This window comes from Nonomuraea sp. KM90 (assembly GCF_052246675.1).
Lineage (GTDB): Bacteria > Actinomycetota > Actinomycetes > Streptosporangiales > Streptosporangiaceae > Nonomuraea.
Map to the genome: position 1 here is coordinate 1 of NZ_JBQQCB010000028.1, position 13,856 is coordinate 13,856.

The window sequence follows — 13,856 nt, forward strand, 5'->3', positions numbered from 1 at the left end:
ACGACTGGTACCGCGCGGTCGCGTTCAGACGTCGTCCGCCGAATCGACCGGCGGATCGAGGTTGGCCGCGCTCTCCGTCGGCCGTACCACTCCCATGAAGGTCCGCCGGTCGAGCGGATCCACCCGGACGAACTGCCCCGTGTACGGGGCGTGCACCATGCGGGTCGCGTCCACCGCCAGCCCGACGTGCTCGGGCCCCGCGCTTCCCGGGTCGTTGTCGTAGAAGACCAGGTCCCCCGGCTCCACCTGCTCCTTCGTGAGCCTGATCCCCGAGCGCCACTGCTCCTGCGTGGTCGAGCCGATCGGCACCCCCGCCCGCGCCCACGCGTACTCGGTCAGCCCCGAGCAGTCGAACCCCCAGACCTTGGCCCCTTTCCCGATCCCGAACCCGGGCCCCCGGATCCCGCCGCCACCCCACGAGTACGGGACGCCGATCATCTCCATCGCCGCCCGCACCGCGATCGCCCCGGCCCCGGACCGCACGGCCGGAGCCGAGTGGGGCCGGCAAATGTGCGTGGGACAGCCATTGACCGCCGCCGCGGCCGGTAGAACCAGCCCGCCCGGAATCGTGTGCGCCACCGCAATTAGCAGCAGCGCCCGTAGTCCTTTCATGGCATATTCAGCGCTCCCTGACTCGTTGGCGCCGAACCCTGCCGTGGCGCGCACCAGGTCGTTCCTCCGCTAGCATTCCTCCTTCCCTATGCGGATAAAACGCCCTTTGGCCATGCGGTACGCGCGTATGGCCATAAGATGAAAAATTGCCCTGCAAGCCACCCCGGACAAATGAGGGCCACTCGGACATATCCGAACTAGTTGTGATTTACGGCCAAGGAATTGGGGTGCGCATTTGACTTTGACTTAGCACGGCCAGGTTGCGACCCGTCGACGGCCCGCGAGATTGTTACCCGTGGAATCTCGCAGCCCTTGCGAGTGATTCACGATGACGCGCATCCCGCGCCGATTCCGACGAAGGAGAAGTACAGAAATGATGCGTCGCGTTCTTGCCGGTGCAGCGATCGCGGGCTGCCTGTTCGGGTTCTCGGCCACGAGCGCTTCGGCCGACGTCGGCCCCAACGCGTTCAACAAAGACAAGCAGATCCTGAGCCAGCTCAGCATCCTGGACGACGCGACCGTGCTCAACGACGTCCTCAACGACTCGGTGAAGTACATCGACGTTCTCACGGCCCTGCACCTGCAAGACATCGACCTCGATGTGCTCAACAACGAGAAGGGCACGGGCGACAACAACTGATCCGTCCCGGGTGGCGGCGGCTCAGGCCCACGTCCGCACGCCCGGCATGAAGGCGCTCCGGCAGCCACGGCCCCTCGTGGCGGCACCTTGCCGGAGAGCCTTCGCGGCCGGTCGCGTGCCCGGGGCGCGGGTGCGGCGAGCCCCACCGACGGTAGATCGCGATTCCGAACAGGCCGGTGCTCGTCAAGCCCGCAGCCGGCGCGGGTACGGCCGGCCTGTTCGGAAAGCGCTGCCCGCCATGATTTCCCCGTAATTCGGTCATTTCACGGCGAAAATTACATAGCGTTACATACCTCGTGTAGCCTGGATTCGGGTTAATCGCCAGCGGTCAAGGCGGTCATCCCCTGCCAGTGGCAGTCCGGCAAGACGACCCCCAGAGCGCGTGTTGGGGGGTGCGGGGAGCGTGAGCGTCCAGGAACGGCTGCTCTATCAGGACCAGCAGCTGAGGATCACGGTGGCGACGGCGCCAGGGGTTCCGGCCGTCACGCTGATCGGTGAGATCGACGCCACCAACAGCTCCGCGCTGGCCGGCGCCCTGGCGAGTTGCCGTCAGGGCACCTACATCGTCGTCGACACCGGCGAGCTGACCTTCATCGACGTCTCCGGGCTGCGCGTGCTCGTCATGCCCACGGTGCCGCCTTCGGAGCGCTGGATCCGCCTGCACAACGTCACGCCGTACCAGCGGCGGTTGCTGCGCATGATGGGGTGGTTCTACCAGCCCAGGGTCCACCACGTGCCCCTGTAGGGCTGACGGTCGCGGCCGAGGTGCCGAACCCGGTCGGCCCGCCCAGCCGCCACGTCGGCGGCCGGTTGTGGCGCAGGAGCGACGGCTCGTCATAGCGGAAGCAGCCGCGGTGCCAGTTGAGGATGCCCACCAGCCAGTTGTGCAGCTCCACCACGAACGCGTCGAGATCCCGCCGCGCCTCGGCGTCGAGGCCGAAGTCGTCGCAGACGATCGGCAGCTCGTGGTTCACGATGTGCTCGAACTGCCGCACCCGCGAGGCCAGCAGGTCGTTCACGATGGCCAGCGCCGTCGGGTAGTCGCAGTCGAAGAAGCTCTGCACCACCAGGATGCAGTTGTGCACCTCGCCCTCGAACTCGATCTCCTTCTGGTACGAGAAGATGTCGTTGACCAGCAGCCCGGCGTCCATCATCGCGTTCTCCAGCGCCACCATCGTGCCGCCGGCGTAGAACTCCTCCGGGATCCCCTTCGAGTGCCGCAGCCGGCACAGGCTCATCGTCAGCTCGGAGCCGAAGGTCAGCCGGCGCATCTCCAGGTAGTCCACCGGGTCGGGGACGTGGTGGGCGATCTCGTTGGCCAGCTCCCACAACCAGCCCTCGCACATGTGCTCGACCGCCGTGCGCAGCTTGTGCCGGTCCGCGGGCGGCATCGGCGCGGTCGTGCGCGCCCACAGGTCGGCCAGCCCGCGTTCGAGCGCGCTGGCCGGTGGTGGCGGGGCCGAGCCGTCGAGCGGCATGAACGCCCCGAACCTGGCCACCGTCACCCTGGCCGCCGCCAGGTTGCGCGACCGGCCGAAGACGACGGGGAAGTAGTCGTCCCCGTACGTGCCCCACGCCAGCCAGAACGACGCCAGGTTCAGCTCCTCGGGCGTGGCGTCGGGATGCAGGCCCGCCGCGCACAGCGGCAGGTCGTTGTCGATCAGCTTCTGCTCGTCCCACACGGCCGAGCCGGACACTCCCGGCTGGGCCTCGAGCATGCCCATCGCGCGGCACCAGGCCACGGTGTCCCGCCGGGAGGCGTCGAGGTGCGGCGACAGCCTGAGCTCGAACGGCACGTACAGGTCGGGGATCTGCGAGGGCCCCACCCGCCGGTACGGCACGTGCGCGAAGTTGCGCAGCCGCTTGGCCCCCAGCAGGTCGACCATCGACGACATGCCCAGCGGCCGGCTCGCCCTGGCCCGCGCGTTCATGTACCGGCTGGAGCGCATGTGCCACTCGTGCCCGCCCGACTGCCAGTCCTGCAACCCCTTGACGTACGCCAGCACCCCGGCGGCGCTGAGCGGGTCGATGGCGTGCTCCACGAACAGCGGCCCCAGCTCGAAGACCGCCGTGTGCTCGAACTGCTGCATCCGCGAGGTCAGCAGGTCGTTGACCGCGTCGGCGGCCGCCTGCGTGTCACAGCCCAGGAACTGCTCCAGCACCAGCACGCCGTTGCTCAGCTCGCCCTCGTCCCCGACCTCCCGCTGGTAGGAGAACAGGTCGTTGCGCAGATGAACGGCGTCGGAGAAGGAGTCCCGCAGCACCCGCATCGGCCGTGACGCCGCGATCCGCTCCGGCACCTCGGCCCCCACGGCGTGCTCGACCAGGCCGGCCGACCAGGGCGCGCCGCCGACCTTGCGCCGCATCTCGATGTACTCGACCGGGTTGGACACCCGGCCCCGGTTGATGTTGGCCAGCTCCCAGAGCGACTCGTCGAGCAGGTTGCGCGTGCTCTCCGCGAAGCGCGCCCGCCAGGCCGGCGACATGCTCGGCACCGTACGCGGCCACAGGTCGGCCAGCCCCGCCTCGACCGGGTTGGCCGGCTCCGGCACGGCCAGGTCCCCGCCCATCGGCATGAACCGGGCCAGCCGGTTGAGGTATTTCTTGCCGCCCGCCAGGTCGCCGGTGCGCTTGAAGACCTCCAGGAAGTGGTCGTCGAAGAAGAAGACCCAGACGTACCAGTCGGTGATCAGGCTGAGCTCGGCGCCGTCGCAGTCGGGATGGGTGTAGGCGCACATCAGCGGATAGTCGTGCGCGTCGAGATCGGCCTCCTCCCATACGCCCGAGCCTTCGAGCATGCCCATGTCGCGCGCCCACTGTTTGGAGTGCACGCGAGCCTCTTCAAGATGGGGATTGAGCCGGGCCGGGTACGGCATGTAGAAGTCCGGCAGTTCGAACGGCTGGGTCATCGTCACTCCTTCATGTGGACGGTCAGCGCGCCACCTCGACGTCCTCCAGCACCCCGAGCGCGTCCGGCACCAGGACCGCGACCGAGTAGTAGGCGCTGACCTGGTACGACGCGACGGCCCGCGCGTCGATCCCGGTGAACTTCACGCTGAGGCCCGGCTCCCGCTCGCCGGGGACGCCCTTCTGGAAGAGCCCGACGACGCCCTGGTCCTCCTCGCCCGTACGCAGGACGAGGATCGAGCTGGTGCCCGCCCGGGTGATCGGGATCTTGTCGCAGGGCAGGATGGGCACCCCGCGCCAGGCGGTCACCCAGGAGCCCTCGACCTCGGCGCTGTCGGGATAGACGCCCCTGGCGCTGCACTCCCGGTGGAAGGCGGCGATGGCGCGCGGGTGGGCCAGGAAGAAGCGCGACTTCTTCCTGCGGCAGAGCAGCTCGTCCAGGTCGTCGGGACCCGGCGGGCCGGTACGGGTGTAGACGCGCTGCCCGGGGTGGGCCTGGTGCAGCAGCCCGAAGTCGGGGTTGTTGACCAGCTCGCGCTCCTGGGACTCGCGCACCGCCTGGATGGTCAGCCGGAGTTGCTGCTCCTGCTGGTCCATCGGCTGGTTGTACAGGTCCGACACCCGGGTGTGGACGCGCAGCACGGTCTGCGACACGCTCAGCTCGTACTCGCGCGGTCCGGGGTCGTAGTCGGCGAACGTGCCGGGCAGCGTGGTCTCGCCCCGGTGCCCGGCGGCCGTGACGATCTCGGCCTCGCCCCACCTGTTCTGCGGGGCGGCCCGCCGGGCGCGGTGGCGGGCGAGGTGTTCGCGCAGCGCCGGCGACTGGCTTGCCACCGCGTGGAACTCCTCCCACGGCAGGGCCAGCACCGTGCACGCGGTGCCGGCCTCCAGCGTGTACTCCCAGACCGCGCCCCCGGCTTGCAGATCGGAGCCGGCCTGGTCGCCGCCGGCCAGCGAGCCGAGGACGACGCGGTCGCCGTACCGGCCCGCCTGGAGCTTGGTCGCCTTGCCGCGCGCGATGAGGACCAGCTCGTCCGCCGGCCGTCCGGCCCGCACGATCGTGTCGCCGCGCTCGAACTCCCGCTGCTCGAACAGCCCCGCGAGGGTGTCGAGCACGCGGTCGTCGTCGAGCCCGTGCAGCGGCGGCAGCTCGGTCAGGCTCGGCGGGACGACCCGGACGCGGGACCCGGTGTTCGAGAAGCTCACCCGGCCGCCGCCGACCGCGTACGTGAGCCGCCGGTTCACCCGGTAGACCCCGCCCGTGACGTCCACCCACGGGAGCACCCGCAGCAGCCAGCGGGGAGAGATCTCCCGCATCTGCGGGGGCGTCTTGGTCGTCGTGGCGAGATTGCGCGCCGCCGCGGTGTCGAGGCTCAGCCGCTGGTCGGGGCCCTGGTCGGGCTGCGTTGACATGAACACCACCAATCCCTGTGGACCGGACGGACGAGGTAGGGGCCCGGCTAGCCGTTCCTGCCGAGCTCGACGTCCTCCAGCACGCCGAGTGCGTCCGGCACCAGGACCGCGGCCGAGTAGTAGGCGCTGACCAGGTAGGAGATGACGGCCTTCTCGTTGATGCTCATGAAGCGGACCGACAGGCTCGGCTGGTACTCGTCGGGGATGCCGGTCTGGTGCAGGCCGACGACGCCCTGGTTCTCCTGGCCGGTCCGCATGAGCAGGAACGACGTCGTCCGCGTCGAGGAGACCGGGATCTTGTTGCACGGGAAGATCGGCACGCCCCGCCAGGCCGGCACGCGATGCCCGCTGACCTCGCTGGACTGCGGGTAGATGCCGCGCTTGCTGCACTCCCGGCCGAAGGCGGCGATGGCCTGCGGGTGCGCCAGGAAGAACGACGGCTCCTTCCAGACCGTGGACAGCAGGTCGTCGAGGTCGTCGGGGGTGGGCGGGCCCGAGCGGGTGCGGATGCGCTGGCTGAAGTCGGCGTTGTGGAGCAGGCCGAACTCCCTGTTGTTGATCAGCTCGTTCTCCTGGCGCTCGCGCAGGGCCTCGACCGTGAGGCGGAGCTGCTGGTCGAGCTGGCTCATCGGCTGGTTGTACAGGTCGGAGACCCGGCTGTGCACGCGCAGGACCGTCTGGGCCACGCTCAGCTCGTACTCGCGCGGGCTCAGCTCGTAGTCCACGAACGTGCCGGGCAGCACGGCCTCGCCGACGTGGCCGGCCGACATGTTGATCGCGGCCTCGCCGTAGTCGTTCGTGTCGTGGTCGCCGCTCGTCCGCCAGCGCTCCACGTGCTCGCGCAGCGCGGGAGCCTGCTCGGCGAGCTGCTCGAAGTCCTGCCGGGAGAGCGTGAGCAGGGTGGTGGCCGTCTTGGCCCGGGCGCTGAACTCGAACTGGCCGCCCTCGATCAGGGTCTGCTCGCCGAGATAGTCACCGTCGGCCAGCACGCCGAGGTTCTGCTCGTCACCGTACGAGCCGCGCCCGACCTTGGCCACGCGGCCGTGGACGATCAGCACGAGCCGGTCCACCGGGCCGCCCTCGGAGACGATCTCCTCGTTGGCCGCGACCTCACGCTGGGTGAAGCGCCCCGCCAGCGCTTCGAGCACCTCCATGTCGTCGAATCCGCGCAACATGGGCAGCTCGGTGAGCTCGGCCGGGATGACCCGCGCCTCGGAACCGGTGTTGCTGAAGGTGATCCGGCCGTCTCCCAGCGTGTACGTCAGTCGCCGGTTCACCCTGAACACGCCGCCGGAGCACTGCACCCAGGGCAGCAGCCGCAGCAGCCAGCGGGAGGTGATCTCCTGCATCTGCGGCGGCGTCTTGGTCGTCGTCGCGAGTTGTTTGGCGGCATCGGTGCTGAGGCTGAGCTGTCCGTTGCCGTTCTCGGGAGCGGAGGAATGAGTCGTTTCGGTCATCGTGCTGCACCACCAATCTCGGGGCCTAGCCGGGGTTGCGGGTCGATCGGAGTTCGAGCGGCAGGGAGAACGTGAGGGTCTCCTCGGTCAGGGTCACCGGCTCCACGTCGGCGTATCCGCGGTTCGCGAGCCAGTCGAGTAATTCCGCGACCAGCCCTTCGGGGACGGAGGCGCCGGAGCTGACGCCGACGGTCCGCACCCCGTCGAGCCACTCCTCCTCGGCGTGCGCGGCCCGGTCGACCAGGTAGGCCGCGTCCGCGCCCGCGTTCAGCGCCACCTCCACCAGCCGCTGGGAGTTGGAGGAGTTGGCCGAGCCGACCACGATGACCAGCTCGCACTCGGGCGCGATCCTGGTGATCGCCTCCTGGCGGTTCTGGCTGGCGTAGCAGATGTCGTCGCTGGGCGGGTCGGCCAGGTCGGGGAAGCGCCGGCGCAACTCCGTGACCGCCCGCATGGTCTCGTCCACGGCGAGCGTGGTCTGCGACAGCCAGCTCATCGGCCGGGAGCCGTCGGCCGTCAGGTCGTCGGGCCTGGCCGGGTCCATGACGTGGATGCGTTCGGGGGCCTCGCCGAGCGTGCCCTCGACCTCCTCGTGCTCGGCGTGGCCGATCAGCACGATCTCGTAGCCGGCCTCGGCCATCCGTACGGCCTCTTTGTGCACCTTCGTGACCAGCGGGCAGGTGGCGTCGATCGTCCGCAGCCCGCGCTGTGCCGCCGCCCCCTTCACCGCCGGCGAGACGCCGTGGGCCGAGAAGACGACCAGCGAGCCGTCGGGGACCTCGTCGAGCTCCTCGACGAAGACGGCGCCGCGCCGGGTGAGGTCGTCGACGACGAAGGTGTTGTGCACGATCTGCTTACGCACGTACACGGGTGGCCCGAAGCGTCTCAGCGCCTCTTCCACGGTGATGATCGCGCGTTCGACGCCCGCGCAGTAGCCGCGCGGAGCCGCGAGAAGTACCCGTCCCATGGGGGATCTCCTTACTTGATGCGGTGCGCGAGCTGATCGGCCATCAGGGCCAGCACGGTGGCGGCCTCGGGCTTGATCTGCGCCTCGGCCAGGACCGACACGGCCTCGCGCACGCGTTCTTCGATCATTTGCTCGACCCTGGCCAGCGCCCCGGTGTCGACCAGGATCTGCCGCACCTCGGCGGCGCGCTCCTCGGTCAGCGCGGGGTTGCCGTGCCAGGTCCTGAGGTGGCCGAGCTGGGCGGGTGAGGCGTGCTGGACGGCGTGCGCGTACATCACCGTCTGCTTGCCCTCCCGCAGGTCGTCCAGCGCCGACTTGCCGGTCTGTGACGACGAGCCGAACGTGCCGAGCACGTCGTCGCGCAGCTGGAACGCCTCGCCGAGCGGCACGCCGAACCGCGAGTAGGCGTCCAGCAGCTCCGGCGAGGCGCCGGCCAGCGCGCCGCCGATCTGCAGCGGCCGCTCGACGGTGTACTTGGCGCTCTTGTAGCGGATCACCGTCAGCGCCTCGGCCTCGGTCGCGCCCGAGCGGAGCTGGGCGAGCACGTCGAGGTACTGGCCGCTGATGACCTCGGTCCGCATGGCGTCGAACACGTGGTGCGCGGCCCGCAACCGGGACGGTTCCACCCCGCACGACGACAGCAGCGCGTCGGACCAGGCCAGGCTGAGCGTGCCGAGCAGGATGCCGCCCGCCCGCCCGAACGCCTCCGCGCCCGGGCCGTCGTGCAGCCCCGCCAGGTTCCGGTGCACGGTGGCCTGGCCGCGGCGCAGCTCGCTGCCGTCCATGATGTCGTCGTGGATCAGCAGGCCCGCGTGACACAGCTCAAGGGACGCGGCCGCGCTGATGATCTCTTCGCAATCGTCACCACCGGCGCCGCGCCAGCCCCAGTAACACAGCTGCGGCCGCACGCGCTTGCCGCCGCCGAGGATGAAGTCGGCCAGCAGGCCGTAGGCGGCTTCGACACCTGGGTCGGAAACCGGGGTGCGCCAGGTTTCCAGGAAACCGCTCAGGCGCCGGTCAATTCTTGAACCAAGGGAGTGCTGAGTGAAGCTCACCGGCATGCGCGCGGCTCCTTCTGTCAGTCCGTCACTACCAATAGTTACTCATTGAATACGGAGCGTGTAAAGTGTCTTTAGTAGCTCAACCCTTCTTTTGCCACAGCAGTTACAAGGTCTGGGGATCTCATGAAGACCCTGCTGCCCTACGTTTCGACCCCTGACGACCTTCGAGCCCTGCCCGCCGAGCTGCTTCCGGGGCTGGCCGGCGAGATTCGCGACTTCCTGATCGACAAGGTGAGCGCGAGGGGCGGCCACCTCGGCTCGAACCTCGGCGTCGTGGAGCTCACGATCGCGCTGCACCGGGTGTTCGACTCGCCCGACGACGTGATCGTGTTCGACACGGGCCACCAGGCCTACGTGCACAAGATCCTCACCGGCCGCCGCGAGGGCTTCGACGCGCTGCGCTGCCGGGGCGGCCTGAGCGGCTACCCGTGCCGGCAGGAGTCGGCGCACGACCACATGGACAGCTCCCACGCCTCCACCGCGCTGGCCTACGCCGACGGCATGGCCAAGGCCCGCCGGATCGCCGGCGGCGACACCAGGGCCGTGGTGGCGGTGGTGGGCGACGGCGCGCTCACCGGCGGGGTGGCCTGGGAGGCGCTCAACAACCTGGGCGCCGCCCGGCACCGGCCCGTGATCGTGGTGCTCAACGACAACGGCCGCTCCTACGCGCCGACGTTCGGGGGCTGCGCCGAGCACCTCGGCCGGTTGCGCGCCGCCCCCGGCGTGACCGTCTTCGAGAACCTCGGCCTGCGTTACCTCGGCCCCGTCGACGGGCACGACATCGAGGCGCTGGAGCAGGTCATGCGTACGGCCCGCGAGCTGCGGGAGCCGGTCGTCATCCACTGCGTCACCCGCAAGGGCCGCGGCTACGAGCCCGCCGAGCAGGACCTCGACGAGCACCTGCACGCGATCCCGGTCACCGACCCCGCCACCGGGCGGCCCCGCTCGACGGGCGGGAGCACCTGGACGCACGCCTTCTCCCACCACCTGTGCGCGCTGGGCGAGCGGCGCCACGACCTGGTCGCCATCACCGCGGCCATGCCGGGCCCGACCGGGCTGGCGGCGTTCGGCCGGCGCTTCCCCGACCGCATGTTCGACGTCGGCATCGCCGAGCAGCAGGCCATGGCCTCGGCCGCGGGCCTGGCGATGAGCGGCCTGCACCCGGTGGTCGCGATCTACGCCACGTTCCTCAACCGCGCCCTCGACCAGGTGCTGATGGACATCGCGCTGCACCGGCTGCCCGTCACGCTGGTGCTCGACCGGGCCGGGATCACCGGTCCCGACGGGCCCAGCCATCACGGCATGTGGGACCTGGCAGCGCTGTCCATCGTGCCGGGCATGCGGGTGGCCGCGCCGCGTGACGTGGTGCGCCTGTGCGAGCTGCTGGAGGAGGCCGTGGAGCACGACGGCCCCACGGCGCTGCGCTTTCCCAAGGCCGCGGTCGAGGCGGAGATCCCGCCCGCCGGCAGCATCGGCGAGGTGGACGTGCTGTCGTCCAGCGGCCAGGACGTGCTGCTCGTGGCCGTCGGGCCGATGGCCGAGCCGTGCCTGAGCGCCGCCGCGATGTTGTCGGCGGCGGGCGTCGGCGTGACCGTGGTCGATCCGCGCTGGGTCATCCCGGTCTCCGACGACCTGCGCAAGGCGGCCTGTGCCAGCCGGCTGGTCGTCACGGTCGAGGACGGCATCGCCGCCTCCGGGGCCGGCGCTCTGCTGCGGCAGGCGTGCGAGCCCGGCCGGCACGTGCTCAACCTCGGGCTGCCGTGCGAGTTCGTCGGCCAGGGCAGCCGGTCCGAGCTGCTGGCCGAGGCCGGGCTGACCGGCCAGGGCATCGCGTACGCCATCAGGAAGGAGCTGAACAGGTGGCCGCTGTAGATCTCGGGATACCTTCGGCCCGCCGGCCCCGGCGGGCCTCGCGGACGGTCATGGTGGGTGACGTGCCGGTCGGCGGCGACGCGCCCGTCTCGGTGCAGTCGATGACCACCACGGTCACGGCCGACGTCAACGCCACCCTGCAGCAGATCGCCGAGCTGACCGCGGCCGGCTGCCAGATCATCCGGGTGGCGGTGCCGTCGCAGGACGACGCCGACGCGCTGCCGGAGATCGCGCGCAAGTCGCAGATCCCGGTCATCGCCGACATCCACTTCCAGCCGAAGTACGTGTTCGCCGCCATCGACGCCGGTTGCGCGGCCGTGCGGGTCAACCCCGGCAACATCAAGAAATTTGATGACAAGGTGGGCGAGATCGCCCGGGCGGCGGCCGACCGGGGCGTGCCGATCCGCATCGGCGTCAACGCCGGCTCGCTCGACCCCAGGCTGCTCACGAAGCACGGCAAGGCGACGCCGGAGGCGCTGGTGGAGTCGGCGCTGTGGGAGTGCTCGCTGTTCGAGGAGCACGGGTTCCGCGACATCAAGATCTCGGTCAAGCACCACGATCCGCAGGTGATGGTGGCCGCGTACCGGCTGCTGGCCAGGAGCTGCGACTACCCGCTGCACCTGGGGGTGACCGAGGCCGGGCCGCTCATGCAGGGCACGGTCAAGTCGGCGGTGGCCTTCGGGGTGCTGCTCGACGAGGGGATCGGCGACACGATCAGGGTGTCGCTGTCCGCGCCGCCCGTGGAGGAGGTCAAGGTCGGCATCGGCATCCTGGAGTCGCTGGGGTTGCGGCAGCGGAGGCTGGAGATCGTCTCCTGCCCGTCCTGCGGGCGGGCCCAGGTGGACGTCTACACGCTGACCGACCGGGTGACGGCCGCGCTCGAGGGGTTCCCGCACCCGCTGCGGGTGGCGGTCATGGGATGCGTGGTCAACGGACCGGGCGAGGCGCGCGAGGCCGACCTGGGCGTGGCCTCCGGCAACGGCAAGGGGCAGATCTTCGTCAAGGGCGAGGTGGTCAAGACCGTCCCCGAGTCGCTGATCGTGGAGACGCTGGTCGAGGAGGCCATGCGCATCGCCGAGGAGCGGGAGCGGGGGTAGGCCCAGGCCGGGGAGGGGGCTCCCCGGCCTGGAGCTTCCGCTAGACGCGCTGCCAGAGCGCGGGGACGTTGGGCGGTTCCCAGCCCGCCTGCGAGGTGTGGCCCTGCAGGCAGCGGTAGGTGGCCCCGCCGTAGGTGACGGTGGCGCCCGTCGCGTACGCCGTGTTCGGCGCCCAGGTGCCGCCCGGGTCGGTCGGCGTGACGGTCGGCGAGCCGGTCGGGCCGCCGCCCTGGGTGGCCAGGGTCAGCCCGTACGTGGCCAGGATCTCGTTGACCGGCTGGAAGTACGTCGTCCCGCCCGAGCCGCAGTTGCCCGAGCCGCCTGAGGTGACGCCCTGGGCCTGGTCGCCCGAGATGAACGAGCCGCCCGAGTCGCCGGGCTCGGCGCAGACGCTGGTCCTGGTCACGCCGCTGACCGTGCCCTGCGGGTAGGTGACGCTGGTGTTGAGCTGCTGGACCGAGCCGCAGCGCCACTGGGTGGTCGAGCCGGAGCGGCAGATCGACGAGCCGGGCTGGGCCACGGCCGAGCCGCGCACCGGCAGGATGCCCGCGCTGTAGCCGTTCACGACCCCGACCGGGGTCCACTGCGTGTTGACCTCGACCCAGGCGTAGTCGTTGCCGGGGAAGGAGGAGCCGCGGAACGTGCCCTGCGCCACCCGGTTGACGCCCGTGGTGGTCGCGCCCGTGGAGCCGCAGTGGCCGGCGGTCACGAAGCCGCCCTGCGAGCCGGCCCTCGTCACCGAGAACCCGACCGAGCAGCGCGAGCCCGAGCCGATGTAGTACGCGTCACCGCCACGCACGTCGTAGTACGGCTCCGGCCGCTCGTCGGAGCGTACGACGCGGACGGCGGAGACGTCGGCGCCGCTGGCGCGCACCCAGGCGGCGGCCCTGGCGGGCGTGGAGGTCAGGACGACCACGGTGTTCTCGACGACGTCCACGTACCAGACCGGCGCGGTCCCCGGGGCGGTGGCCGACGCCTGGTCGAGGGTGGCCTTGACCTGGTCGAGCCGGTCGAGCGAGCGGCTGACCACGCGGGCCGCGACGCCGGCCGCCGCGATCGCCGCGGTCTTCGACGGGTCGGTGGTGGCGGCGACGGGGGTGGCGGTGGGGCCGGTGACCCAGGTGCCGGCGTACGACGGGCCGAGCAGGGCCCTGAGCCTGGGCTCCACGCCGGCCGCTGCGGCCTCGTTCACCAGGCGCGCCTCGGCCTGCTCGCCGGTGACGCCGAGGTCGCGGGCGAGCGCGTCCACGAGGCCGGGAGGGGGGTCGGCCGCGATGGACGCGCTCGTCCTGGCCATCTCGTAGAGGTTGTCGTCCTGGGCCGAGGCGCCCTTCGCGGCGAGGGCGACGGCCGGGACGGCGATGAGGGTGACGGCTAACGCGATGCCCGCCGTCCGGGTCTTTCTGGGGAGCATTGGTGACTCTCCTCGTACTGGGGGGTGCCGTCACCGTACGGGACCGGATACGAGGAGTGGTCGTGTCAAATGGCCCCTATCACGGTGTTATAGGGGAACGCCCCTGGCCAGGCAGTTGTTCGTCGCCGAGCTCGAACGTCATGCCGCGGCTGCCGGCAATGCTGATCACCGGTCGCCGGAGCAGCTCGCTCGTCCGGTGCACCACCTCCTGGAAGTTGCGCTGGAGGTCGGGGTCGTCCACGGCGGACAGGCGTACCGAGCCGTTGTCCAGGAGCTCCTTGGCGAGCCACTCGGACATGGTGACGCGGAATCTGGCGGCCTCGTCGGGTGTGAGCGGTGTGGGTGCCATGCGCGCAGTCTAGGCGCGCTGCGGGGCCTGGAGGCTGTTTGATGAGCTATGTGGGGGTATGCGGCAT

At 70.6% G+C, this 13,856-nt stretch carries 12 protein-coding genes; 4 read left to right on the plus strand and 8 right to left on the minus strand.

The genetic code is table 11. The features are described 5' to 3' along the window. Nucleotides 1-24: 24 nt before the first annotated feature. The gene (locus ACTWPW_RS26495) at nt 25-483 is read right to left on the minus strand and encodes a C40 family peptidase (RefSeq protein WP_443170212.1); all 459 of its coding nucleotides are present in this window, start codon (nt 481-483) and stop codon (nt 25-27) included. A gap of 502 nt (nt 484-985) precedes the next feature. Between ACTWPW_RS26495 and ACTWPW_RS26500 the strand changes: the two genes are divergently transcribed. Together ACTWPW_RS26500 and ACTWPW_RS26505 are read left to right on the plus strand one after the other, a co-directional pair. Beyond that, entirely contained in the window at nt 986-1,252 is a 267-nt protein-coding gene (locus ACTWPW_RS26500) for a hypothetical protein (protein WP_375110725.1), read from the plus strand. Between the two features lie 403 nt (nt 1,253-1,655). After that, complete coding sequence (locus tag ACTWPW_RS26505; protein WP_375110726.1) at nt 1,656-1,997, plus strand: STAS domain-containing protein; 342 nt, start codon at nt 1,656-1,658, stop codon at nt 1,995-1,997. On the opposite strand, the gene ACTWPW_RS26510 is transcribed toward ACTWPW_RS26505, so the two are convergent. From ACTWPW_RS26510 to ACTWPW_RS26530, 5 genes are read right to left on the minus strand one after another with little or no spacing between them, the layout of a single operon-like run. Then, nucleotides 1,921-4,161, minus strand: coding sequence for a terpene synthase family protein (locus ACTWPW_RS26510; RefSeq protein WP_443170213.1), 2,241 nt, complete (start codon nt 4,159-4,161; stop codon nt 1,921-1,923). The two genes, ACTWPW_RS26505 and ACTWPW_RS26510, sit on opposite strands and share 77 nt — an antisense overlap. 22 nt (nt 4,162-4,183) lie before the next feature. Then, the gene (locus ACTWPW_RS26515) at nt 4,184-5,572 is read right to left on the minus strand and encodes a family 2B encapsulin nanocompartment shell protein (RefSeq protein ID WP_443170214.1); all 1,389 of its coding nucleotides are present in this window, start codon (nt 5,570-5,572) and stop codon (nt 4,184-4,186) included. A gap of 47 nt (nt 5,573-5,619) precedes the next feature. Beyond that, nucleotides 5,620-7,029, minus strand: a complete 1,410-nt coding sequence (locus tag ACTWPW_RS26520) for a family 2B encapsulin nanocompartment shell protein (protein ID WP_375110729.1) — start codon at nt 7,027-7,029, stop codon at nt 5,620-5,622. A gap of 25 nt (nt 7,030-7,054) precedes the next feature. Next, complete coding sequence (locus tag ACTWPW_RS26525; RefSeq protein WP_443170215.1) at nt 7,055-7,996, minus strand: 4-hydroxy-3-methylbut-2-enyl diphosphate reductase; 942 nt, start codon at nt 7,994-7,996, stop codon at nt 7,055-7,057. 11 nt (nt 7,997-8,007) lie between these two features. Beyond that, nucleotides 8,008-9,051, minus strand: coding sequence for a polyprenyl synthetase family protein (locus tag ACTWPW_RS26530; RefSeq protein WP_375110731.1), 1,044 nt, complete (start codon nt 9,049-9,051; stop codon nt 8,008-8,010). 129 nt (nt 9,052-9,180) lie between these two features. Between ACTWPW_RS26530 and ACTWPW_RS26535 the strand changes: the two genes are divergently transcribed. Both ACTWPW_RS26535 and ispG read left to right on the plus strand, forming a co-directional pair. Next, the gene (locus ACTWPW_RS26535) at nt 9,181-10,929 is read left to right on the plus strand and encodes a 1-deoxy-D-xylulose-5-phosphate synthase (RefSeq protein ID WP_443170216.1); all 1,749 of its coding nucleotides are present in this window, start codon (nt 9,181-9,183) and stop codon (nt 10,927-10,929) included. After that, nucleotides 10,917-12,026, plus strand: a complete 1,110-nt coding sequence (gene ispG, locus ACTWPW_RS26540; protein WP_443170217.1) for a flavodoxin-dependent (E)-4-hydroxy-3-methylbut-2-enyl-diphosphate synthase — start codon at nt 10,917-10,919, stop codon at nt 12,024-12,026. Before ACTWPW_RS26535 ends, ispG begins: the two co-directional genes overlap by 13 nt. Nucleotides 12,027-12,066: 40 nt before the next feature. Here the strand turns inward: ispG and ACTWPW_RS26545 are convergent, their stop codons facing one another. Then, nucleotides 12,067-13,440 (minus strand): carbohydrate-binding protein, encoded by a 1,374-nt coding sequence (locus ACTWPW_RS26545; RefSeq protein WP_375110734.1) that lies wholly within the window; start codon nt 13,438-13,440, stop codon nt 12,067-12,069. Nucleotides 13,441-13,519: 79 nt separating this feature from the next. Further along, nucleotides 13,520-13,789: a hypothetical protein gene (locus ACTWPW_RS26550; RefSeq protein WP_443170218.1), complete on the minus strand. Its 270-nt coding sequence runs from the start codon at nt 13,787-13,789 to the stop codon at nt 13,520-13,522. Nucleotides 13,790-13,856 lie beyond the last annotated feature (67 nt).